Source organism: Pseudomonas sp. 22515 (assembly GCF_052044625.1).
In the GTDB taxonomy this organism is placed as follows: domain Bacteria; phylum Pseudomonadota; class Gammaproteobacteria; order Pseudomonadales; family Pseudomonadaceae; genus Aquipseudomonas; species Aquipseudomonas alloputida.
Window position 1 is genome coordinate 22,938 of record NZ_JBQENN010000014.1, and the last position, 23,358, is coordinate 46,295.

The 23,358-nt window shown below is 62.0% G+C and carries 21 protein-coding genes, 1 tRNA gene and 1 pseudogene; 14 read left to right on the plus strand and 9 right to left on the minus strand.

The annotated features are described in order from the left end of the window. Positions 1-20 precede the first annotated feature (20 nt). The 3 genes and pseudogenes from ACTJJN_RS14635 to ACTJJN_RS14645 form a co-directional block, all read right to left on the minus strand. On the minus strand, positions 21-776 hold the full coding sequence (locus ACTJJN_RS14635; RefSeq protein WP_370688784.1) for a methyl-accepting chemotaxis protein: 756 nt from the start codon (positions 774-776) through the stop codon (positions 21-23). A 102-nt stretch (positions 777-878) separates the two neighbouring features. Further along, a pseudogene (gene mcpU, locus ACTJJN_RS14640) lies at positions 879-2,087 on the minus strand (methyl-accepting chemotaxis protein McpU); the annotation flags it as partial. A gap of 66 nt (positions 2,088-2,153) precedes the next feature. Beyond that, positions 2,154-3,506 carry an APC family permease gene (locus ACTJJN_RS14645; RefSeq protein ID WP_014862073.1) on the minus strand — a complete coding sequence of 451 codons (1,353 nt, stop codon included), beginning with the start codon at positions 3,504-3,506 and terminating at the stop codon, positions 2,154-2,156. Between the two features lie 446 nt (positions 3,507-3,952). Here ACTJJN_RS14645 and ACTJJN_RS14650 point away from each other — a divergent pair, with 446 nt between their 5' ends. Then, on the plus strand, positions 3,953-5,461 hold the full coding sequence (locus ACTJJN_RS14650) for a YdgA family protein (protein WP_440781358.1): 1,509 nt from the start codon (positions 3,953-3,955) through the stop codon (positions 5,459-5,461). Between the two features lie 274 nt (positions 5,462-5,735). Next, on the plus strand, positions 5,736-6,794 hold the full coding sequence (gene nadA, locus ACTJJN_RS14655) for a quinolinate synthase NadA (RefSeq protein ID WP_003254747.1): 1,059 nt from the start codon (positions 5,736-5,738) through the stop codon (positions 6,792-6,794). A 171-nt stretch (positions 6,795-6,965) separates the two neighbouring features. Here nadA and ACTJJN_RS14660 read toward each other — a convergent pair whose 3' ends face one another. Further along, the gene (locus ACTJJN_RS14660; RefSeq protein WP_003254746.1) at positions 6,966-8,402 is read right to left on the minus strand and encodes a M48 family metalloprotease; all 1,437 of its coding nucleotides are present in this window, start codon (positions 8,400-8,402) and stop codon (positions 6,966-6,968) included. A 122-nt stretch (positions 8,403-8,524) separates the two neighbouring features. Between ACTJJN_RS14660 and ACTJJN_RS14665 the strand changes: the two genes are divergently transcribed. Further along, positions 8,525-8,764 (plus strand): sulfurtransferase TusA family protein, encoded by a 240-nt coding sequence (locus ACTJJN_RS14665; protein ID WP_003254745.1) that lies wholly within the window; start codon positions 8,525-8,527, stop codon positions 8,762-8,764. 20 nt (positions 8,765-8,784) lie between these two features. Then, positions 8,785-9,855, plus strand: coding sequence for an AI-2E family transporter (locus ACTJJN_RS14670; protein ID WP_003254744.1), 1,071 nt, complete (start codon positions 8,785-8,787; stop codon positions 9,853-9,855). 117 nt (positions 9,856-9,972) lie between these two features. Here ACTJJN_RS14670 and ACTJJN_RS14675 read toward each other — a convergent pair whose 3' ends face one another. Together ACTJJN_RS14675 and ACTJJN_RS14680 are read right to left on the minus strand one after the other, a co-directional pair. Then, entirely contained in the window at positions 9,973-10,446 is a 474-nt protein-coding gene (locus tag ACTJJN_RS14675; protein ID WP_014755600.1) for a peroxiredoxin, read from the minus strand. Positions 10,447-10,457: 11 nt separating this feature from the next. Beyond that, the gene (locus ACTJJN_RS14680; RefSeq protein WP_003254741.1) at positions 10,458-11,018 is read right to left on the minus strand and encodes a glycine cleavage system protein R; all 561 of its coding nucleotides are present in this window, start codon (positions 11,016-11,018) and stop codon (positions 10,458-10,460) included. A 259-nt stretch (positions 11,019-11,277) separates the two neighbouring features. Between ACTJJN_RS14680 and dapA the strand changes: the two genes are divergently transcribed. The 5 genes from dapA (at position 11,278) to ACTJJN_RS14705 (ending at position 14,983) form a co-directional block, all read left to right on the plus strand. Then, a complete protein-coding gene (dapA, locus tag ACTJJN_RS14685; protein WP_003254739.1) occupies positions 11,278-12,165 on the plus strand; it encodes a 4-hydroxy-tetrahydrodipicolinate synthase in 888 nt (295 codons plus the stop codon). A 15-nt stretch (positions 12,166-12,180) separates the two neighbouring features. Continuing rightward, complete coding sequence (gene bamC / locus ACTJJN_RS14690) at positions 12,181-13,302, plus strand: outer membrane protein assembly factor BamC (RefSeq protein ID WP_003254738.1); 1,122 nt, start codon at positions 12,181-12,183, stop codon at positions 13,300-13,302. Then, positions 13,303-14,061: an MBL fold metallo-hydrolase gene (locus ACTJJN_RS14695; RefSeq protein ID WP_088513439.1), complete on the plus strand. Its 759-nt coding sequence runs from the start codon at positions 13,303-13,305 to the stop codon at positions 14,059-14,061. Positions 14,062-14,091: 30 nt separating this feature from the next. After that, positions 14,092-14,802, plus strand: coding sequence for a phosphoribosylaminoimidazolesuccinocarboxamide synthase (gene purC / locus ACTJJN_RS14700; protein WP_003254733.1), 711 nt, complete (start codon positions 14,092-14,094; stop codon positions 14,800-14,802). A 91-nt stretch (positions 14,803-14,893) separates the two neighbouring features. After that, positions 14,894-14,983 (plus strand) — tRNA-Ser (locus ACTJJN_RS14705). A 53-nt stretch (positions 14,984-15,036) separates the two neighbouring features. Here the strand turns inward: ACTJJN_RS14705 and ACTJJN_RS14710 are convergent. Next, positions 15,037-15,309, minus strand: a complete 273-nt coding sequence (locus ACTJJN_RS14710; RefSeq protein WP_012051485.1) for a DUF3077 domain-containing protein — start codon at positions 15,307-15,309, stop codon at positions 15,037-15,039. A gap of 92 nt (positions 15,310-15,401) precedes the next feature. Continuing rightward, positions 15,402-15,665, minus strand: coding sequence for a hypothetical protein (locus ACTJJN_RS14715; RefSeq protein WP_440781359.1), 264 nt, complete (start codon positions 15,663-15,665; stop codon positions 15,402-15,404). 640 nt (positions 15,666-16,305) lie between these two features. On the opposite strand from ACTJJN_RS14715, the gene ACTJJN_RS14720 reads away from it, so the two are divergent. The 3 genes from ACTJJN_RS14720 to ACTJJN_RS14730 are packed head-to-tail and all read left to right on the plus strand — an operon-like array spanning position 16,306 to position 20,292. Next, positions 16,306-17,166, plus strand: coding sequence for an SH3 domain-containing protein (locus ACTJJN_RS14720; protein WP_003254727.1), 861 nt, complete (start codon positions 16,306-16,308; stop codon positions 17,164-17,166). Between the two features lie 8 nt (positions 17,167-17,174). Then, positions 17,175-19,073 (plus strand): hypothetical protein, encoded by a 1,899-nt coding sequence (locus ACTJJN_RS14725; RefSeq protein ID WP_440781360.1) that lies wholly within the window; start codon positions 17,175-17,177, stop codon positions 19,071-19,073. Positions 19,074-19,083: 10 nt separating this feature from the next. Beyond that, positions 19,084-20,292, plus strand: a complete 1,209-nt coding sequence (locus ACTJJN_RS14730; protein WP_440781361.1) for a hypothetical protein — start codon at positions 19,084-19,086, stop codon at positions 20,290-20,292. Positions 20,293-20,387: 95 nt separating this feature from the next. Here ACTJJN_RS14730 and ACTJJN_RS14735 read toward each other — a convergent pair whose 3' ends face one another. Next, positions 20,388-21,005, minus strand: a complete 618-nt coding sequence (locus ACTJJN_RS14735) for a LysE family transporter (protein ID WP_003254721.1) — start codon at positions 21,003-21,005, stop codon at positions 20,388-20,390. 190 nt (positions 21,006-21,195) lie between these two features. Here ACTJJN_RS14735 and ACTJJN_RS14740 point away from each other — a divergent pair, with 190 nt between their 5' ends. Together ACTJJN_RS14740 and mqo are read left to right on the plus strand one after the other, a co-directional pair. Next, positions 21,196-21,387 carry a YhfL family protein gene (locus ACTJJN_RS14740; RefSeq protein ID WP_003254720.1) on the plus strand — a complete coding sequence of 64 codons (192 nt, stop codon included), beginning with the start codon at positions 21,196-21,198 and terminating at the stop codon, positions 21,385-21,387. A gap of 327 nt (positions 21,388-21,714) precedes the next feature. Then, the gene (gene mqo, locus ACTJJN_RS14745; RefSeq protein ID WP_440781362.1) at positions 21,715-23,352 is read left to right on the plus strand and encodes a malate dehydrogenase (quinone); all 1,638 of its coding nucleotides are present in this window, start codon (positions 21,715-21,717) and stop codon (positions 23,350-23,352) included. The last annotated feature ends 6 nt before the right edge of the window (positions 23,353-23,358 follow it).

The window sequence follows — 23,358 nt, forward strand, 5'->3', positions numbered from 1 at the left end:
CGCGAAGAGGCCCTGACAGGCTAGACGCGAAACTGCTCCATCAGCGCCTGCTGCTGGTTGGCCAGCCGGTTCAGGGCTTGGCTGATGCGTGCTGATTCATCGGCCTGCCCGGCCAGCGATTCTGTCACGTCTCGAATGCCGGCCACGTTACGGTTCACTTCCTCGGCTACCGCGCTCTGCTCTTCCGCCGCCGAGGCTATCTGCAGGTTCATGTCGCTGATCACCGCCACGGCCTCGCCAATACGCTGCAGTGCCGGTAATGCCTGCTCCATGCGTGCGGCGCTGTCCTGGGCCTGGCGTTGGCCTGCATGCATGGCCCCCACCACGTCCTGGGTGCCTTGCTGAAGGCCTTCGATGACCTGGCGAATTTCCTCTACCGAAACCTGCGTGCGCTGGGCCAGGCCGCGCACCTCATCGGCAACCACGGCGAAGCCACGCCCGGCTTCGCCTGCGCGGGCCGCTTCGATGGCGGCATTCAGTGCCAGCAGGTTGGTTTGCTCGGCAATGGTGCGGATCACTTCAAGCACCGAGCCGATTTGCCCGCTGCGGTCTTCCAGTGCACGGGCCTCGTCCATGGCAGTGTTCATGCCGGCGGCCAGGCGGTCGATGCCCTGGCGCGTGCTGTCCACCAGTTGCAAGCCTTCCTGGCTGGCCTGATCCGCAGCGCGTGCGGCCTGGGCCGCCTGCGAGGCGTTGTGGGCGACATCCAGAGCGGTGGCGCTCATTTCATTGGCCGCTGTGGCCACCTGTTCGATTTCGCGATGCTGTTGCTGCATGCCGTTGCTGGTCTGGCTGGCGATGGCGGCCGATTGGTCGGCGGTGTCGCGGGCCTCCTGCAGCGACCCTTTGACCTGGGCAATGACCGGTTGCAACTTGTCGAGGAAGCGGTTGAACCAGCCGGTGAGCAGGCCCAGTTCATCCTGGCGGGCGTAGTCCAGGCGACGGGTAAGGTCGCCTTCGCCACTGGCAATGTCTTCCAGGCGTGCCGCCACGGCCAGGATTGGCCGGCTAACGCCGCGAGCGGTCAGCCACACCAGCAGCAACCCCACGATTGCCGTGCCAAGGCCTATCAGCAGGCTGGTGAGGTTGGCATTCTGGTTATGGGCATCAAGGCGCTGGTTGAGGGCTACGGCAGGGGCCTGCAGCACGCTTTCCGGCACTTCCAGCCATACCTGCCACGGGGCTGTGTCAGGGATTGGCGTGAAGGGGTGGGCCACGCGCAGCAGACCGTCGGCTACCGCATTTGCCATGGGCTTGCCGAGCGTGCTGTCGTCGCGACTGTTGCCCGCCAGCAGGCCGGCGGCGGTGGCGATACTCACCTGGCCCTGGCCGTCGAACAGGTCGCGGCGGCCGTCCACACTCAGTTGCTGCAGGTTGGCCAGGCCGATGTCCAGGCCGACCACGCCGACTACCTTGCCGTGTTCCAGCAATGGCAGAGCGATGCTGGTCATCAGCACCTGACGGCCGTTGACCTCGTCGAGGTACGGTTCGAGCATGCAGGTCCTGGCGGTGTCCTGCGGGCAGGTCAGCCAGCGGTTCTTCGCCGCGCCGTTGCTGCCGATGCTGATGTCGCCGAGCATCGTTTCCGGCATGGCTTCAAGTTCCAGGGTGCCGGGGCTTGGTTGGGACCAGTACAGCGAGAAACGCCCGCTCTCATTGCTGCCCAAGGCGTCCTGCCCGAGGTAGTGGCTGTCCTGCTGGTCCAGGGCATTGGGTTGGAACACCAGGTAAAGGCCAATCACATCCGGGTTGCCGGCCAGGCTGGCACGCGCCTGGCGGGTCAGTTCGGCGCGCAGGTCGCTACCACCACGGTCTTTCAGCACCTGTACCAGGCGGGCAAAGCCATTGCCGTACTGGTAGGCGTCCATGAAGTAGCGCTGGATACGCAAGGCCTGGGTTTCGGCGTGGGCCTGCAGGCGCTGGCGGGCGCTGTCTTCGAGCATGGCAGTGTTGGCCTGGTTGACCAGGGCGGCGCTGCGATGGGCCTGGGTCAGCGAGGTGGCTACCAGCAAGGCGACAATGGCCAGCAGGCACAGGCCGGCGAGGAGTGTGATCTTCCACTGGATGGAGAGGCGACGCAGCGGCATGAGGGCTTTCCTTTTCAAACAAATGCAACGCCCGCGATCAGGCGCGGGCGTTGTTGGCAGCGTGGGTCATTCGGCGACGTAGTTGGGCGGTGCCGCGCGGAAGGCTTTGGTCAGCCAGCCCAGGTAGACCAGCCCGAGCGCAGCCCAGATGCCGCCAAACATCAGCGAATGTGCGTTCAGGTCCAGCCACAGCGAGACGATGATGCAGAAGCCGATGGTAGGCAGAACCAGGTACTTAAACTGGTTGCTCAGGCCTTTGCGATTGCCTTCACGCAGGTAGCAGTGGTTGATGACCGACAGGTTGACGAAGCTGAACGCGACCAGGGCGCCGAAGTTGATGATGGAAGTGGCGGTAACCAGGTCGAAGAAGATCGCCGATAGCGAAATCAGCCCTACGACTGCAATGTTCAGCACTGGCGTCTTGTAGCGCGAATGCAGGCGGGCGAAGACGCTGGCCGGGATCACGTTGTCGCGGCCCATTACATACAGCAGGCGTGACACGCTGGTTTGCGAGGCCAGGCCCGAGGCGATGGTGTTGATCACGGTGCAGGCAATGAAGATCGACTGGAAGAGCTTGCCGCCAACGTACAGGGCAATTTCCGGCAGGGCTGCTTCATGGTCGTGGAAGCGGGCCATGGTCGGGAAGTAGGCCTGGATGAAGTACGACACGGTGATGAACACCACGCCGCCAATCAGTGCGGTGAGGAAGATTGCCCGGGGAATGGTCTTGGCCGGATCGCGGGTTTCCTCGGACAGGCAGGTGACCGCATCAAAGCCCAGGAACGAGAAGCACAGGATGGTTGCACCGGCGGCCAGGGCACTGAACTGGGTCTGGCTGTCGGCGAACGGTATCAGGCTCCAGGTGGTACCCAGCCCTTCGCCCTGGTCCAGGCCGCGCACGCACAGGTAGATGAACACGGCGATGATCGCCACCTGTACACCCACGAACAGCAGGTTGAAGTGGGCCACCAGGTTTACGCTGCGCATGTTGATCAGGCTGATCAGGGTGACGAAGCCGGCGACCCACATCCACTCAGGTACTTCCGGGAACATGGCCGAAAGGTACAGCTTGGCCAGTAGCGCGTTGACCATCGGCAGCAGCAGGTAGTCCAGCAGTGAAGACCAGCCCACCAGGAAGCCCACGTGCGGGTTGATCGCGCGCTGGGTGTAGGTGTAGGCCGAGCCCGACTGCGGGAAGCGTTTTACCAGGGTGCCATAGCTCACCGCGGTGAACAGGATGCCGGCCAATGCCAGGATGTAGGCGCTGGGTACATGGCCAGCGGTGATCCCGCTGACGATGCCGAAGGTGTCGAACACGGTCATCGGGGTCAGGTAAGCCAGGCCGATGATGATCACGTGCCAGAGGCGCAGGGTTTTGCGAAGTTGGCCGTTGCCGGAAGCGCTGTGGTCAGGCTGCATGCTGGCATGGCTCCTGCTGCTGAGCGTAAACGACGGGCACGGTGTATTGCGCATGCGGCAAGGGCGAGCGGGTGGGCTCCATATTGTTCACCTTTTATGTTGGAGCGGCGGAAGGCGCGGTGGGGCGCGCAAAGTGGTGAAAATAAAAAACGATGGGTAGGTGGGTGTCAAGTTAAACATGACAAGATGTTGCAAAATTGAAATATTTATCGATTAAATACGGGATTTGTTCGGTTGTTGCGCGTTTTTTTGCGATTCTGATCAATTTGAGTGTTCGTAAAAATTAACGAGTCCTTTGCTTGTTTCACCTGGCTGTCGGATGTGTCCGAAAAATGGCATTTCTCGAGCTGGGCCAGCGCTCGGCCCAATCGGGGGTGGTACTCTTCGATTTCTGCGTGGCCTCTGGCCGCCTTCGAAGCCCTTACGGACAGCAATCGGTTCTATTCATGAAGAAATCAGTTGGCATCCTTTCCGGCCTGGCTATCGCCATTGCCGTCGCAACCACCGCAGGCGCCTGGTACACCGGCAAGCAGCTGCCGGCAGAGCTGGACAACGCCCTTGCACGCAGCAACGCCGAACTCAAAAAGGCCCTGGTCAGTACCGGTGGTAGCATGAGCATCGAGCGTGTGTCGCTGGAGCAGCATCTCTTCAGCAGCACTGCCCAGTACCGGCTCAAGGCTCGCGACATCAACGTGGGGCAGGGCGAGGTGATCAATTTTGACGTGGGCGTGACCGACCAGATCGAGCACGGCCCGTTTCCCTGGTCGAGGGTCAGGGCACTGAAGCTGATGCCGGTAATGGCGGTCAGCAACAGCACGCTGCAGAAGGATGAAGCCGTCGCGCCATTGTTCGCCGCTGCGGGTGAAAAGGCCCCGATCAGCGCACAGACCAGCCTGGGTTACGGCGGCAGTGTGGTCAGCCAGGTTCAGCTGGCGCCGCTCAAGTTTGACGAAGCGGATGGCAACACCTTCGACTTCTCGGGTATGCAGTTCGAAGTCAGTGGGGACAAGGAGGGCAAGGCCTCCAAGTTCCGCGGCCAGGCCGACAGGCTGGTGATGAAGCGTGTGCATGACGACCAGCCGCCGGCCACGTTCGAGCTCAAAGGGCTGACGTTTGGCGGTAACCTCGCAGCCACCGCGCACGATGCCATCTATGTCGGTAACGTCGATCTGGCGTTGGCTGAAGCCAAGGTCACACTTGGGCCGAAACAGCAGGTGCTGTTGATCAAGGGCCTGGAACAGAGCGCCTTGCAAACCCTTGAAGGCACGGACACCGTAGGTGGCCGCGCGGCGTACAAGGTCGGCGACATCAGCTGGGATGGCCGCGCGGTAGGCAAGGCGCAGATGGCGGTGAGCGTGACTTCGGTAAACGCCCCGGCGCTGCAGGCCTTGTCGAAGTGGTACCAGTCGCACTTGCCGGAGTTCGAGGCCGCCAGTGCGGCTGGCCAGCCGGTGCCGCAGATCCAGATGGACGACGCCGAAAAGGCCCGCTTCCAGGGTGACTTGCAGAAATTGCTGGCCGCCAAGCCCAAGCTGGCGGTGGAAAACCTGTCGTTCAAGACCGCCAATGGCGAGAGCCGCTTCAACCTGTCGATGGACCTCGCCGCGCCGGCCAGCTTCGACCTGCCGCCGGATCAGCTGAGCAAGCAGATCATCACGGAGGTGAAAGGCAAGCTGTCACTGTCCAAGCCGATGATCGGTGACCTGGCGACCTTGCAGGCCTTGCTGGATGGCCAGACCGATGCGCAAGCGATTGCCATGCAGTCGAGCCAGGCGGGGGAGATGGTCGGTATGATGGCGCTGCAGAGCGGCATGGCCACCGTGCAGGGCGATGATGTGGTCAGCAGCCTGCACTATGCCGATGGCATGGTCGATTTCAATGGCCGAAAAATGACCGTGGAAGAATTTGCCATGTTCATGGCGGCGCATCTGGGGGGCCTGTCGCCGCAGGGGTGATGGTTTCTCCTGTTGCGGCCTCTTCGCGGGTGAACCCGCTCCTACCAGGATTTCACAGTGTAGGAGCGGGTTTGCCCGCGAAGAGGTCAGCACAGGCAACACAAAAACCCCTTTAGTAATCGCTGGATTGTCTGTAGCCTTCGGCCTCCGATAATAATCCGCGCCCGCAGAGGGCCGTGGCGGTCACCCTGCCGTCCGGCACCCTTAGCCGATCTGCCAGGGCCGGGTGGTACACTCGATTTGACGCGCAAGCGCGCCTGCAGGTCCAGCGATCATGACCCAGATTTCCGAACGCCTTTTGGTTCAGGCCCACCTCGACGCCAAGCAGCCCAACCCGCTGACAGCCGAGCAGGAGGCCGAATACCGTGCGGCCATCGCTGCCGAGCTCAAAGCCCAGAATGCCGTGCTGGTTGCCCATTACTACTGCGACCCGGTCATCCAGGCGCTGGCTGAAGAAACCGGCGGCTGCGTGTCCGACTCGTTGGAAATGGCCCGTTTCGGCAAGAACCACCCGGCCGAAACGGTCATCGTGGCCGGTGTGCGCTTCATGGGCGAGACGGCAAAAATCCTCACCCCGGAAAAGCGCGTGCTAATGCCGACACTGGAGGCCACTTGCTCGCTCGACCTGGGCTGCCCGGTAGAAGAGTTCTCGGCCTTCTGCGACCAGCACCCTGAACGCACCGTGGTGGTCTACGCCAACACGTCCGCAGCGGTAAAGGCGCGCGCCGATTGGGTGGTGACTTCGAGCTGCGCGCTGGAAATTGTCGAAAGCCTGATGGACAACGGCGAAACCATCATCTGGGGCCCGGACCAGCACCTGGGCCGTTACATCCAGAAGCAGACCGGTGCCGACATGCTGCTGTGGGACGGTGCCTGCATCGTTCACGAAGAGTTCAAGTCGCGCCAGTTGGCTGACATGAAGGCGCTGTACCCGGATGCTGCGATCCTGGTGCACCCCGAGTCGCCGGAAGCGGTGATCGAGTTGGCCGACGCGGTGGGTTCCACCAGCCAGCTGATCAAGGCTGCCCAGACCCTGCCGAACAAAACCTTCATCGTCGCCACCGACCGCGGCATCTTCTACAAGATGCAGCAGCTGTGCCCGGACAAGGAATTCGTCGAAGCCCCCACCGCCGGCAACGGCGCGGCATGCCGCAGCTGTGCGCACTGCCCGTGGATGGCGATGAACACCCTGGAGCGGGTGCTGGATTGCCTGCGTAATGGCACCAACGAGATTTTTGTTGACCCGGCGCTGGTACCCAAGGCGATCAAACCGCTTAATCGCATGCTGGACTTTACCCAGGCGGCGCGGCTGAAGCTTTCCGGTAACGCTTGAGGTTGCCGGGGCCGCTTTGCGCCCCAATCGCGACACAAGGCCGCTCCCACAGGGATCGCGCCAGCTTTTAGAAATTGAGCAAGACAGTTGCTCCCGCATGACCCTGCATACGCCGATCATTGTGGGAGCGGCCTTGTGTCGCGATTGGGGCGCAACGCGCCCCCAAAATCCTCAGCGCCCCATCATTTCCTGAACCATGCGCCGTTGCTCCATGATCTCGCGCTGGCGCTGGTCAATCTGTGAGGCCAGCGGGAAATTCCCACCCGCCCGGCGCTTGGCGTAATCCAGCTGCTGGATTGCCTGATCAAAGTCGCCGACCAGCGTGAAGTACTCGGCACGCGCCCGGTGCAAGCCAATGGTATTGCCCGACAAGCCACGCACCTCGGCCATGTCGTACCACACATCCGGGTCATCCGGCCGACTCTTCACCAGCTCGTTCAACACCTTCTCGGCCTCAGCCGGCTTGTTCTGTTTCACCAGCAGGTCGGCACGCACCTGTTTCAACGGGTAGTTGCCCGGGTACAGCCCCTGCATCCGTTCGGCGCGCTGCTGGGCGTCGGCAAGACGGTTGTTGGTGATGTCCAGGTCGATCTGCGCCAGGTTGTAGGTGATGTCGTTGGGCGCCTTGGCCAGCAGCGGCTTGAGCATTTCACGGGCCTCGTTCAATTGCCCGCCCTTGATCTGTGCCAAGGCCAGGCCATAACGTGCGGCATCCAGTTTTGGGTCTTCGTCCAGCTGGGCGCGGAAGCGCTTGGCGGCAAGCCCCGGCGTGCCTTCGTAGGTCAGTGCCACCCGGGCGCGGATCAGCTGGTAGCGCATGCTGTCTTCAATACCACCCTGGGGCGCCTGGTCGGCGCGGTTACGGGTGTCGGCAATACGTGATTCGGTCACCGGGTGGGTCAGCAGGAACTCCGGCGGTTTGGCGTCATAGCGATACTGGCGTGCCAGGCGCTCGAACATGGTCGGCATGTTGCGCGGATCGTAGCCGGCCTTTTCCAGGTTCTGGATACCGATGCGGTCGGCTTCCTGTTCATTCTGGCGCGAGAAGCGCCGTTGCTCCTGAATGGCCGCCGCCTGGGTGCCGGCAATCATGCCGATGCCCGCATCGCCGGCGCCACCTGCGGCCAGCACGATGCCGGCCAGCAGCGCCGCCATCATCGGCAACTGCATACGCTGCTGGGCCTCGACACCCCGCGCGAAGTGGCGTTGCGACAAGTGCGCCAGTTCGTGGGCCAGTACCGAGGCATATTCACCCTCGGTCTGAGCGTTGAGGAACAGCCCGCCGTTGACCCCGACAATGCCACCCGGGGCGGCAAAGGCGTTCAGCTCGCGGCTGTCGATCAGGATGAACTCCAGGCGCCGGTCCTGCAGCTGGCTGGTTTCGGCCAGCTTGTACACGCTGGTTTCGACGTAGTCCTTGAGCTGTGGGTCGTTGAGCTGATTGACCTGGCCGCGCAGCAGGCTGAGCCAGGCGCGGCCCAGTTGGTGCTCCTGTTGCGGCGAGACGATCGCAGAACTGGCATCACCCAGTGATGGCAGGTCGTCAGCATGGCCGGGAAGGGCCATCAGGCAGGCCAGCGTCAGCAGGGTAGGGCGCAGTAGATTCATGCATGAAGCTCGCGTCGGATCAAAGATACCTACTGTAGCGGGCTCACACGTTGGCGACCAGTGGCGCTATCCTAGCCAGCCATGCCAAGAAGCACCCTGGCGATGCCTTTGGAGACCCTGCGATGAGTAACACCCTGACCTGCGACGCCGAACTGGACGCCAGCGGGCTGAATTGCCCTTTGCCACTGCTCAAGGCCAAGATGGAGCTCAATCGCCTGGCCAGTGGCGCGGTGCTCAAGGTTATCGCCACGGACGCAGGCTCCCAGCGCGACTTCCGCACTTTCGCCCAGTTGGCCGGTCATACCCTGCTGCAAGAAACGGCCGAGGCCGGTACCTATACTTACTGGCTGCGCAAGGCCTGAGTCTTTTCCAAGGATCGTCAATGTTCAAAGTGCTTCGCGACTGGGTGCAGCGCTACTTCTCCGATGAGGAAGCGGTGGTGCTGGCGGTCCTGTTGTTCCTGGCTTTTACCGCCGTGCTCACCCTGGGCGGCATGCTCGCGCCGGTGCTGGCGGGCATGGTGCTGGCGTTTCTGATGCAGGGGCTGGTCAACGCCCTGGAGCGCGTGCGCGTACCTACACGGCTGGCGGTGATGCTGGTGTTCGCCTTGTTCATGGGCGCACTGGCGGTGTTCATGCTGGTGCTGGTACCGCTGCTGTGGCACCAGCTGATCACGCTGTTCAACGAGCTGCCGGGCATGCTCGGCAAGTGGCAGTCGTTGTTGTTGCTGCTGCCGGAGCGCTATCCGCACCTGGTGTCGGACGAGCAGGTGTTGCATGCCATCGAATCGGTGCGCGGTGAAATTGGCAAGTTTGGTCAATGGGCGCTGACCTTCTCGTTGTCCAGCCTGCCACTGCTGGTCAATGCCATGATCTATCTGGTGCTGGTGCCGATTCTGGTGTTCTTCTTCCTGAAGGATCGCGAACTCATTGGCCGCTGGGTCAGTGGCTACCTGCCGCGCCAGCGCACCTTGCTGAACCGGGTGGGCAGCGAGATGAACCGGCAGATCGCCAACTACATCCGCGGCAAGGGTATCGAGATTCTGATCTGCGGCATTGCCACTTACATCGCCTTCATCAGCCTGGGGCTCAATTACGCAGCGCTATTGGCGTTGCTGGTGGGGTTGTCGGTGGTGGTGCCTTACGTGGGCGCGGTGGTCGTGACCGTGCCGGTGACCCTGATTGCGTTGTTCCAGTGGGGCTGGGGCGACCAGTTCATCTACCTGATGACGGTGTACGCGATCATCCAGGCGCTGGATGGCAACGTGCTGGTACCGCTGCTGTTCTCCGAGGCGGTGAGCCTGCACCCTGTGGCGATTATTTGTGCAGTGCTGCTGTTTGGCGGGCTATGGGGGTTCTGGGGGATATTTTTCGCCATCCCGCTGGCGACGCTGATCAAGGCCGTGCTGGATGCGTGGCCCAAGCAGGAGCCTAGCGTTTCACCGATGCTTTGAATGTCATTGGGGCCGCTCTGCGGCCCTTCGCGGGCACGCCCGCTCCCACTGGGCCCTGCACAATTCCTGTGGGAGCGGGCGTGCTCGCGAAGGGCTGCAAGGCAGCCCCATTCAATTTCAAGCCTTGTTCAAGGTCTGAGCAGCAGCCAGAACTGCATCCACATGCCCGGGCACTTTCACGCCACGCCATTCCTGGCGCAGCACCCCGTCCTTGTCGATCAGGAAGGTGCTGCGGTCAACGCCCATGTACTCCTTGCCATACAGCTTCTTCAGCTTGATCACGTCGAACAGCTGGCACAGGGCCTCGTCCTTGTCGCTGATCAGCTCGAACGGGAAGCCTTGCTTGGCCTTGAAGTTCTCGTGCGACTTGATGCCATCACGCGACACACCGAATACCACGGTATTGGCCGCGGCGAAGGCGTCGTGCTGGTCGCGGAAGCCCTGGCCCTCGGTGGTGCAGCCTGGGGTGCTGTCCTTGGGGTAGAAGTACACCACCACCTGCTGGCCCTTTAGTTCGGCAAGGCTGACGGTTTGCCCGCTGGTGGCCTGGGCCTGGAAGTCGGCGACAGGTTGGTCGAGTGCTACAGCCATGATCGGTTTCCTTACATTGGGTTCTGGGGACGCCATGGCTCGATCAGTGCGTCGAGGTTCAGGGCATCGGCAAAGTCCAGGAACTGGTCGCGTAGCCAGCTGATCTGCGTGCCGGCCGGCAGAATCACGGTGAACTGGGCGTTGAGCATGCTGCTACCGGTTTGCGGCGCCAGGTAGGTGTCGCAGGTCATGGCTTCCAGCTCGACGCGGTGGTCAAGGAAGAACTGGCACAGCTCGTTGATGATGTCCGGGCGGTAGGCAGCGCTGACGTAGGCTACATACGGAAGGGCCTGCGGGCGCACTTCCTGGTCCGCGCTGCGGACCACGTCGAGGGTCAGGCCGTGCTTCTTGCCCAAGCCTGGCAGGGTGGACTCGAGACGTGCCAGGGCGTCCCAGCTGCCGCCCACCTGCAGCACCAGGGCGCTGGTCTCGCCGTGGCGGCTCAGGCGCGAGGTGACCACCGCGCAGCGGTTTTCGAAGGCAGCGCGGCTGAGGACGTTGGCCAGCTCCATGGGGTTCGGGCCCAGGGCACTGATGACAAGGAATTGTTCGCGGACGGTGGGGGTGGACATGCAGCATTCCTAAAGCGATGAGCGGTCGGCACAGGACGGGCAAAAGCCTCCTGTCGGCAGGGCCCGGGGCTCGCATGCGAGGTCTTGGACGCTGGCGGGGAGCAAGGTCGACGGCCCGGCGGGCCGCGCTGCACCGATCAAAGGGCCAAGGGTAGCGAAATAAGCCGCCGAGGGGAATGCTCCACCCGCCTGCTTCGCTTGTGCAAGGTCGATGCCCCCAGTACCATTACCGCTCTCTTTTTCCGGCAGGAGCAGTTACATGATTGCGGGCAGTATGGTGGCATTGGTCACACCCATGGATGCACAAGGGCGTGTTGACTGGGGCAGCCTCGACAAACTTGTAGACTTCCACCTGGAAAACGGCACCCATGCGATCGTCGCTGTCGGCACCACCGGTGAGTCGGCCACGCTGGATGTCGAAGAACACATCCTGGTCATCAAGCACGTGGTCGAGCGCGTCAAACGCAGCGCCAAACCGATTCCGGTCATCGCCGGCACCGGTGCCAACTCCACCGCCGAAGCCGTGCACCTGACCCAGAACGCCAAGAATGCTGGCGCCGACGCCTGCCTGCTGGTTGTGCCGTACTACAACAAGCCAACGCAAGAAGGCCTGTACCAGCACTTCAAGCACATTGCCGAAGCCGTCGACATCCCGCAGATCCTCTACAACGTTCCCGGCCGTACCTCCTGCGACATGCAGGCCGAGACCGTGATCCGCCTGTCGACCGTGCCGAACATCATCGGCATCAAGGAAGCCACGGGCGACCTGGCCCGCGCCAAGGCCATTCTCGATGGCGTCAGCAAGGACTTCATCGTCATGTCCGGCGACGACCCGACTGCCGTCGAGCTGATCCTGATGGGCGGCAAGGGCAACATCTCCGTCACCGCCAACGTCGCTCCGCGCGAAATGGCGGACCTGTGCGAGGCCGCCCTTGAGGGCAATGCCGAGAAGGCCCGCGCAATCAACGAAAAACTCATGCCGCTGCACAAAGACCTGTTCTGCGAGTCCAACCCGATCCCGGTGAAATGGGCGCTCGTCGAAATGGGCCTGATGCAAAAAGGTATTCGCCTGCCACTGACCTGGCTGAGCGAAGGCTGCCACGAAAAAGTCCGTACTGCCTTGCGCCAGTCCGGCGTACTGGTTTAAGAGGAAGTACACCGCATGAAGCGACTGGCTGGTCTTTCCGCCCTTGCCCTGATTATCTCCACCACCAGTGGGTGTGGCTGGCTGTGGGGCGAGGATGGCTATTTCCGCGACCGCGGCAGTGACTACCTGCAGGCGCACCCGACCGCGCCGATGCAGCTGCCGCCGGACGCCAGCAACGTCAAACGCCTTGACCCGCTGCTGCCGATTCCGCGTAACGTCGCTGACGATACCGTCAAGGGTGAGTTTGAAGTGCCTCGCCCGCAACCGTTGACGGGCGGTGCCGCCCAGGTCACCGACTACAGCCTGCAGCGCAGCGGCAGCAGCCGTTGGGTGCTGGCCCAGCATTCGCCAGCCGAAGTGTGGCCGGTAGCCCGGCAGTTCTTCGAGGATAACGGCTTCCGCATTGCTGAAGAGCGCCCGCAGACGGGTGAGTTCAACACCACCTGGCAGCGTTTCGACGAACTGTCGGCATCGCTTGGCCAGCGTCTGGCCAGCACTGCCAGCAGCGGCGACAGCGAGGTGCGTGTCCGTGTGCGCATGGAGCCTGGCGTGCAGCGCAACACCTCCGAAGTGTATGTGGTCAGCGTCGAGCGCCCGGCCGGCAGCACTGCCGAGCCTGCGTTCCCGTCCAGCTCCAGCAATACCGGCACCGATGCCCTGCTGGTCGACGAAATGCTTGCCAGCATGAACCGCAGCGCCGAGAAGGGCGGTTCGGTGTCGCTGCTGGCCGCGCGCGATTTCGACGCCCCAAGCCGCGTCAGCCTGAGCGAAGACGGCAGCGGCAACCCGGTGCTGTACCTGGGCTCCGACCTGGACCGCGCCTGGTCTGGCGTGGGTCGTGCGCTGGAGCAGGGCGGCGAATGGCGTGTTGAGGACATCAACCGCAGCCTGGGTCTGTATTACATCAACCTGTCCGAAAAGCCTGACGACAAGCAGAACCAGCCTGGCTTCTTCAGCCGCCTGTTCGGCAGCGAGCCGACCAAGGAAGAGCGTGAAGCCCGTGCCGAGCGTTACCAGGTTCGCCTGAGCAAGGTGGGTGAGAGCGTGCAGGTCACGGTCGAGAAAAACATCAACACCGTGGCTCCGGCCGATGTCGCCCGCCGTGTGCTGAGCGCCATTCAGGACCACCTGGGCTAAGTGCGCTTCGCGGTAATCGGAAGCGGCAGCCAAGGGAACGGCACGCTGATCGCCAGTGGTGACACGTTCATCCTGGTCGATTGCGGCTTTTCCCTGCGTGAAACCGAGCGGCGCCTGGCGCTGCTCGGGGTTTCTGCCGCTCAGCTCAGTGCAGTGCTGGTCACCCACGAACATGCCGACCACGTGCATGGGGTCGGCTTGCTGTCACGGCGCTACAATGTACCGGTCTACCTCAGCCAAGGGACTTTGCGCGGCATGCGCAAGCCGGTGGAGGTGGCCGGTTTTCTCGCGTGTGGCCAAAGCCTGCGTATCGGCAGCCTGGAAGTAACCGCAGCGCGGGTCGAGCACGACGCCTACGAGCCGTTGCAGTACGTGGTCAGCGACGGCAAGCGGCGCTTTGGCATGCTGACCGACCTGGGCTCTTACGACGCGCTGTTGCTGGAGCGTTACCAGGGCCTGGATGCACTGCTGATCGAGGCTAACCACTGCCGCGACCTGCTGGCACGTGGTCACTACCCGGCTTTTCTGAAGCAGCGGGTGGGTGGCATGCAAGGGCATTTGAACAACCACCAGGCTGCGCGCCTGGTGCACGAGTTGGGCTGGAGCAACCTGCAACACCTGGTGCTGGCCCACCTCAGCAGCAAGAACAACCTGCCACACTTGGCCCGCCAGTGTTTTGTCGACACCCTTGGGTGCGACCCGGACTGGCTCCAGGTGGCGAATCAGGAACACGGGCTCGACTGGCGCGAAATCGCCTAGCCCAACACCTCAAGCAAGCGGAGCCCAATCATGGAAAAACGCGAAGAACTTTACCGCGGCAAGGCCAAATCGGTTTACAAGACCGACGACGCCGACCGCTTGATCCTGCTGTTCCGTAACGACACTTCGGCGTTCGACGGCAAGCGTATCGAACAACTCGACCGCAAAGGCATGGTGAACAACAAGTTCAACGCCTTCATCATGCAGAAACTGGAAGAAGCCGGCGTGCCGACCCAGTTCGACAAGCTGCTTGGCGACAACGAGTGCCTGGTGAAGAAGCTGGACATGATTCCGGTCGAGTGCGTGGTGCGCAACTACGCTGCCGGCAGCCTGGTCAAGCGCCTGGGCGTGGAGGAGGGCATCAAGCTGGAGCCGTCCACCTTCGAGCTGTTCCTGAAGAACGACGAGAAGGGCGACCCCTTCATCAACGAATCCCACGTTGTCGCGTTCGGCTGGGGCACCGCCGAGCAACTGGTAGAAATGAAGAAGCTGTCGTTGAAGGTCAACGAAGTGCTGAGCAAGCTGTTCGATGACGCCGGCCTGCTGCTGGTCGACTTCAAGCTGGAGTTCGGCGTATTCCACGGCCAGATCGTGCTGGGCGACGAGTTCAGCCCGGACGGCTGCCGCCTGTGGGACAAAGAAACCCGCAAGAAGATGGACAAGGACCGCTTCCGTCAGGGCCTGGGCGACGTGATCGAAGCCTACGAAGAAGTTGCCAAGCGCCTGGGCGTGCCGCTGTAAGCGACGCGTTCACGCAAGCGCCTGATACCACGTGGTTTTTTTGAAAAAAAGATTTGCGTTTTAAAAGAACGCTGGTATGATGCGCGGCATTGGAGAGATGCCGGAGTGGTCGAACGGGACGGATTCGAAATCCGTTGTACTGGCAACAGTACCTAGGGTTCAAATCCCTATCTCTCCGCCATACAAGATCAAGCCCCTGGAAGCGAAAGCTTTCGGGGGCTTTTTCGTTGCGCCTTACTTTTTCATCATCCCCAACTCAGCATCATCCAACAGCGCCTTGGCCATCGCGCTCAGGTAATGCGAGGCCCAGATCAGTTTCTGGTCGCCGTCCATCAGGCCGGTGATGATCAGGTCGCGCACGTAACCCATCAGTTCGGACGCCTGTTCGCGGGCGTCCTGGCAGGGGATGCCGGGTTCGATGCGGAACAGCGGGTGGGTGTTGTTTTCGCCTTGGTAGAAGCAGGTCTTGCCGACTGTGGTGGGTTCTGTTGTGTTGTCGGTGGGCATTGTTTTGTTTCCCTGGATTCTGGGTTGCCTGGGCTGGCCTCTTCGCGGGCACGCCCGCTCCNGCGGGCGTGCCCGCGAAGAGGCCTGACCTGCTAATGCAAGGTGTGAGGCTCTGTGGGTAAATGCGGCCGCATCTGCAACTGCATCAACGCCGACTCGACCAGCCCCTGTACCGCTTCCATTTCATGGATCACGGCCTGCATCACGATCGAGCTGTGGGCGGTGGGTTTGAGTTGCACGGATTGGCGGGCCACGGACAGGGCGCAGAGTACGTATTCTGAGGACTGGACCAGGGTGTCTTGCAGGATCTGGGTGGGATGGGGGGAGTAGGGTGGATCGGGGACTGTCTTGCGCATGTAAGCTCCTTGGGTAGTGGAGCCGCCTGGCAACGCTGTCAAACGAATGGAGGCAGCTATACATGGGTTGACAGACCGGTACCCAAGGACCCGGCGCACACGAATGTGCCCCATGCACAGCTGCCATCAAGCGCTGCAACGGAAACTTGAGTAGTCGGCCTGTCAAAGCCGGTCGCTGATTTCACAACGACGAGCCGAGACTAGAGCGCGACCGAATCCGTCGCAACCGTTTGAGCGGGTTGGCAGTATGTTTGGGAAACGCCCTACAAGGAAGGGGATAATTCTGAGTAGAAGTTGTAGGACGGATTTCTACTAATCAATCAGACAGGCTTCCTGCAACATTTTGTCTTGAACTGACAATGGCACCTTGGGCTACAATGCGGCGCTCTGATACGCCTCTCACGCCCAGGCCACACGCCGTAATGATTACGCGCGCTGGGCGATGAACTCTTCCTGACATGGATTCGTTGGATGCTTTGCGCCGTACTGGTCTCCCCCTGCGCCCCTCGCTGGACGGCTGAATTGTCGTCTGCGGCCAGTGCTGCACAATTTCTGAAAACCCCGCACAAACTCGAATGCTGCCGCCAACCATTGGCTGCGGTACGCGGCTGTGCGCCCCACCGAAAATGGAGTGCTCCACTTGCGTAAGAAATTCGTCGCGTCCCTTCTGGCGGTCGCCATCGCCTCTACCACGGCCTGTGCACAGCTCGGGATCAGCAAAGAGCAAGCGGGCACCGTGATCGGTGGCCTGGCCGGTGTGGCCATCGGCTCGACCATGGGCAGTGGCAACGGCAAGATCGCCGCCGCGCTGATCGCAGGTGGCATTGGCGCCTACGTGGGCAACCGCATCGGCCACATGCTCGATGAAAAGGACCAGCAAGCCCTGGCGCTGCGTACGCAGGAAGTGCTGAGCCAGCAGCAAACTACTGCCAGTGCCCAGCCAGTGACCTGGAAGTCCGACCATTCCGGCGCCACCGCGCAGATCGTGCCGGGCAAGGAATACACCAAGACCAAGCAGGTCGAGGTCAAGCGCGCGCCGAAGATCCAGGCGGTGCCGTCGATGAAGCTGATCAACGAGCCGTATGTGACCATCAGCGACAACCTCAACGTGCGCGCCGCGCCTAACCAGGCTGGCGAGAAAGTCGGCAGCCTGAAGAACCACACCGAATTCACCGCCGTGGGCTCCACCGGTGACTGGATTCTGGTCGGCCGCAAGGGTGTGACCGTGGGCTATGTGCACAAGAACTACGTCGAGCCCAAGGCGCAAGCGGTTGCCAAGCGTGTAACGCCAGCCGTCAACCTGGACGAGCTGGACGTTGCCGCCAGCAAGGAAACCCAAGGCTTCGACCTGGACTCGGTGCAGTCGCTGCCGACCCAGACAGTTGCCGCCGAAGCGGCCTGCCGCCCGGTCACCGTCAGCCTGAAATCGCAAAGCGGCCAGACCGAACAAGAGCAGAACACCTTCTGCAAACAAGCCAACGGCACCTGGGAACTGATCTGAGGAACTCCATGAAAAAGCACGCGCTCGCGCTGGCTGTGATCGGCGCTTGTGGTCTGGTACCGCAGGCGTTCGCCCACGAGCTGGCCTTTTCCAAGAAAGACAACATCAAGGTCGAAGTGCCCGGGGATGCCACCACCTGGTGCAAACCCCAGGTCGACCTGACCATCACCCGCCCGGCCTGGGATAACCAGGAACTGCTGTCAGGCCTGCTGACCAAGCTGCCGTTCGTGTTCGCCAAGGACTGCTCGACTGCCAAGGTGAGCTGGAAGGCGGTCGATGCCAAGGGCAACCTGTACGCCAGCGGCTCGGGCAATGCCAGCAACCTGGGGCTGGTAACTCTGGCTGCTGCGCCTGCCACTGCCGCCCCGGCGCCGGCTGCAGCAGTTGCCCCCGCTCCGGCACCTGCACAGCCAGAAGCACCGGCTGCTGCTGCACCGACACCGGCACCTGCTCCGGCCCCAGCCCCAGCCCCTGCTGCTGCAGCGGCGCCGGCAGTGGTCGAAGCCGCACCTGCGCAGGCAAAACCCGCTCCGGCCCCCGCGCCCGCGCCAGCCGTAGCCGCAGAGCCAGCTCCAACCCCCGAAGCCCCTGCAGCAGCCCCTGTTGTGCCGCCCGCTCCGGCACCTGCCACAGCAGTCGCCGCAGCCCCCACTTCGGACTTCGGTCGCTCGGTGGTCCTGGAAAACCGCAACCTGATGCAGGTAACGGACGGCACCGGCTGCAAATGGGTGCTCAGTACCTCGATCATCGGCGATGGCGATACCCTGTCGTTCGGCACCACCCCGGCCATGCCGTGCCCAGCGTCCGGCTTTGGTGAAGGCAGCTTCGACAAAATCAGCTGGAAGGCTGTGGGTACCTACCGGGGTGATAACTGGACCCGCGTTTATGCTCACCCGAGTGGTTTGATCTTCAACAAGCACCTTGAGCCTGCGGTAAAGGGCAAGGCCGTTTCTTATCTCACGCCGCAAGCTGACCAGGCCGCGTTCCTGGTCGGCGAGATCCCAGGCCGGCAGATGAAGGTGTACCTGACGTTCACCCGCTCCAGCTACGGCGTGCTCCGCCCGTTCGGCAGCGACCCTTACTACGTCGCGGTCACCCCGGACGAGTCGTTTGCCCTGGACGCGACCAAGTACAAGGAAGCTGCGCTGGAAATCTTCGACCTGATCAAGACCACCTCGCCGACCACCACCGATGTGGCCAACCTGTTCATCGTCAAAGACCTGTCGGCGATCTCGAACAACATCTGGGGCAACGACGCGCAGAAAATCACCCGCAACCGCATCGGCATCAACCGCCAAGGCCTGTTCTTCGATGTGCGCGACGGAGCCAACTGGGCGGTACAGCGCGAGCAGCAGCGTGTGCGTGAGCAGCGTCAGCGCCAACAGGAACTGGCCCGCGTGCACACCCGTGTGCTGGAACGTTACCAGCAGTTGCAGGACGGCATGAGCGACTTCAAGGGGCGCGAAACCGAGGCGTTGGCGCAGATGGCCGGTATCAAGGTGCGCTTCGCTTCGCCACTGGAGCAGCAAAACCCTGCGACCTCGGCCAGCGTAGTGCCGATGATGGTGCACGTTACCGGCAAGAAAGGTGACTTCTACAGCATCGACTTCCCGAGCAACGGCCGCCTGGTTGCGGACGAGGAATACAGCGAAGGCTGGTACGTGACCCAGGTGGCCAACGCCACGCCGTACTACCCGCTGGACGACGGCCGCGCCGTGCCTACCTACCGTGCCTACAGCGCCGGTGAGCCGGAGGCCTGCAAACAGGACCACTGTGCCGACCGCGTGTCGTTCGGCGCCGTGCTGGCCAAGGAATTCCCCAACGCCGGTATCGATTTCAGCTGGACCCCCGAGGTCTCCCAACAGTACGTGAACGACTGGAACAACGCTTCCGCCATGGTCCAGTGAGGCAAACACCATGATCAAACAGATGAACAAGAAGCAGCTGCTGATTGGCGGTGTGGCCGCAGCGGTGCTGGTGCTCGGTGGTGGCTATGCGATGGTCGCCAGCTCGGGCAAGAAGGCTGCGCTGGCCTACTACGACGACTTCAAGGAGCGCTATTTCCTTGAGGATGTGCTGTCTGAGGGGGACATTTCCTACTCGGCGTTTTCCGGCAACCTGACGGTAGCCGACCCGGAGATCCGCGTGGCGGCGGCGCAGACCAATGGCGCCCAGCAGTTCATGCGCGGCCTGTCGGGCTTGATGGAGTCCGTACAGGGTGGTTCGGCTGAGGAAGGCCTGGCGGGCTGGGCCAAGTACCAGCTCAATGTCAGCCGCAATGTGGCCGGGGTGTACCTGAAGGCTGATGCGCTGAAGCTGGCCCATGACGGAGACAGCAAGGATGGCAGCATTCATATCCAGTTGCTGGGCATGCAGATGGCCAACCCTTACTTTGCCAGCAAGGGGGCTGAAGTCGTGCTGGTGGCGGATGTCAGCGACGAAGTCCAGCCACGTGCCGAGCTGGCCGCCAATGGTCGGGCCGTCCCGTCGAACTTCACCTGGGGCGCCAACATGGCGGTGCGCCAGCCAGTAACCGGCGCGTTTCTGGTCAGCAGTACCGGTGACTTTGGTACCACGGTCGACCTGGACTTCACCATCAAGCGCTCCAGCGATGGCGAAGGCTCGATGGCGTTCGTGGTCACCCACCGCAACGACGGCTCCAAGGTGGGGGAGATCGTGCGCAAGGCCGACTTCCAGTCGCTGCCGGAACTGGACGATGTCGAAACCCAGCTCAAGAGTGCCCTGAGCGCGATGCTGATTGGCGCGTACAGCCCGTACACCGGCCAGGCGGTGTTGGCTGAAGCGGTGAGCGGCTTTGCCCGCAAGGCCAAGGTCGAGAACTACTCGGTGAGCTACAGTGGCTTCAAATCGCTGAAAGAGGCTTTCAGCGATTACCAGCAGCAAGTCCCCAAGGCGAAGTTCGCAGCCTTCTGCCAGGAGGTTGGGCTGTCGTCGTGGAGCAGTGACTTTGGCGCCAAGGCCAAGAACCACAGCGACTCGGAATGCGCCATCGGGCAGAAGCTGGTCGAAGAAGGCAGTTTCGAAGAGCAGTACACCTTCAAGGAAGGCAAGAGCCTGTTTGCGGCGTTGTTCGTGAGCAAGGCGTATCAGCTGGAAACCAATTGATTGGGTAATGGCTGAGTGAACAAGCCCCCGGGAACCCTGAGTTGCCGGGGGCTTTTTTTGCTGTCAGGTGTGCCCGGACACTGTCGGGCTTGGGATCAGCGCATCGCCGCCAGTTTGATGCCGAATCCCACCAGGCAAGCCCCCGCCAGCCGCTCGAACATATTGGCAATTCGCGGGTTGGCGCGCATGCGCTCGGCCAGTTGATGGGTCAGCACCACGGCAATCAGCCCATACAGGAAGGTCACCACCGCCACGGTCGCCGCCATGAAACCGAACGTCACCAGCCCTTGGTGCTTCACCGGGTCGACGAACAGCGGGAAAAACGCCATGTAGAACATGATCGCCTTGGGGTTCAGCAGGGTGATCATCATGGTCTGGCGCAGGTACTGGCCGTTGTCCATGCGGCAGGTGTGTGCTGCACCACCGGGTTTGCTCAGCAGCATGCGCAGGCCCAGGTAGGCCAGGTATGCAGCCCCCGCCCACTGCACCATATGAAAGGCGGCAGGGTAGGTGGCCAGCAGGGTGGCGACGCCGGCTACCGCCAGCCACAGCAGCACCTGGTCACCCACGATAACGCCACAGGTCGCGGCCAGGCCTGCCTTGATACCGCCCTTGCCGGTGGCGGTGATCAGGGCGAAATTGCCCGGGCCGGGGATGGCCAGAAGAATAAGGAAGGCGATGACGAATGCGCCGTAGTCGGTGACGCCAAGCATGGTGAGTTCCTGTTGGGCATTGCGAAGGCAGTGCGCTGAACTATCGTCGCCAACGGCGCGCTTTTCAACCTGTTGTTGCACAGTTGCAAAGAACCTGTGCCAAGTGCGGCTTGGATCCAATGCCTGGAGTCTGTATGATTCCGCGGCCATCAGACGATGGTCGAAGATGATTCATTTAAAGGACTGAGTAATGAAAAAGCTGTTCAAGGCCACCGTTGCCGTTGCCGTCGTTTCGGGTGTTGCCCTGCTGTCGGGTTGCACTGGCCAAGTTTACAACCAACCGAAAAACTGCACCTACGACTACCTGTTCCACCCTTCGGTTTCCATCTCCAAGATCATCGGTGGCTGCGGCCCAATCGATAAACTGCCTCAGCAGCAGTAATCTTGGCGGTACCCTGATCGCGACGCTTGCGGCGTGATCCAAGGCCCCCGGTCATGCACATGGCCGGGGGTTTTTGTTTTTGACGTGACAAACTGCCGCTGGGGCAACCGGTCGCCTTGACGCGTCTGCCTGCAATTTGTTTGTGCTGGCATTTCAGATACAATCGGAAAAACGATTCAGCCTTGTCGGTCAATTCGACCAAAGGCCGAGCCGTTTTCTAGTTCTCTGGCTGCTGAACAATGATCAACAAAAAGCCTGCGCTGAAGAACACGCTTTACCGGGGCCAGCCACAGGCCCTCACTCTGTTCTCCTGACTGGAATTGATCAATGTTCAAGAAAGCTGGCAAGACCTTGCTGGGTCTGGCGGTCGCTGCAAGCGTCATGCAAGCGCACGCTGCAGAAACCAAGAAAGTAGACGTGCTGCTGGTCGGCGGCGGCATCATGAGCTCCACCTTGGCCGTGTGGCTGCACGAGCTGGAGCCAAGCTGGTCGATGGAAATGGTCGAGCGCCTGGATGGCGTGGCCGAAGAAAGCTCCAACGGCTGGAACAACGCCGGTACCGGCCACTCCGCGCTGGCCGAGCTGAACTACACCCCGGAAGACAAGGACGGCAACGTCAACATCTCCAAGGCCATCGAAATCAACGAAGCCTTCCAGATTTCCCGCCAGTTCTGGTCGTGGCAGGTACGCCAGGGCGTGCTGAAGAACCCGCACTCGTTCATCAACACCACCCCGCACATGAGCTTCGTGTGGGGCGATGACAACATCAAGTTCCTCAAGAAACGCTACGACGCACTGCAGACCAGCCCGCTGTTCCGTCCGATGCAGTACTCCGAGGACCACGCGCAGATCGCCAAGTGGGTCCCGCTGATGATGGAAGGCCGCGACCCGAATCAGAAGCTGGCCGTGACCTGGACGCCGATCGGCACCGACGTGAACTTTGGCGAGATCACCCGCCAGTTCGTTGGCCACCTGCAGACCCAGAAAGGCTTCGACCTGAAGCTGTCCAGCGAAGTGCAGGACATCAGCCGCAACAAGGACGGCTCCTGGCACGTCGAGTACAAGAACCTGAAGGACGGTACCGAGTCGGCCACCGACGCCAAGTTCCTGTTCATCGGTGCCGGCGGCGGCGCGCTGAAGCTGCTGCAGAAGTCGGGTATTCCGGAAGCCAAGGAATACGCAGGCTTCCCGGTGGGCGGCTCGTTCCTGGTGACCGAGAACCCGACCGTGGCCATGCAGCACATGGCCAAGGCCTACGGCATTGCCTCGACCGGTGCGCCACCCATGTCGGTCCCGCACCTGGACACCCGCGTGCTGGACGGCAAGCGCGTCATCCTGTTTGGCCCGTTCGCTACCTTCTCGACCAAGTTCCTGAAGAACGGTTCTTACCTGGACCTGCTGAGCAGCACCACCACCCACAACGTGTGGCCGATGACCAAGGTGGGTGTCGACCAGTATCCGCTGGTCGAGTACCTCGCTGGCCAGTTGATGCTGTCTGACGATGACCGCTTCGAAGCCCTGCGCACCTACTTCCCGAATGCCAAGAAGGAAGACTGGCGCCTGTGGCAGGCCGGCCAGCGTGTGCAGATCATCAAGCGTGATGCCGACAAGGGCGGCGTGCTGAAGCTGGGTACCGAAGTGGTGGCTTCCGAAGACCGCACCATCGCGGGTCTGCTGGGTGCCTCGCCAGGTGCTTCGACCGCTGCGCCGATCATGCTGAACGTGCTGGAAACCGTGTTCAAGGACAAGGTCGCTACCCCGGAGTGGCAGGCCAAGATCAAGGAAATCGTGCCGAGCTACGGCACCAAGCTGAACGATTCGGCAGCGGCCACCCAGAAAGAGTGGAACTACACCGCTGAAGTGCTGCAACTGGGTAAACCGCCGGTGATCGACGCCAGCGTTGAATTCGGTGGCGCGGCAAGCAAGCCGGTTGAGAGCAAGCCTGAGAACGACATGGCGCTGTAACCGGCC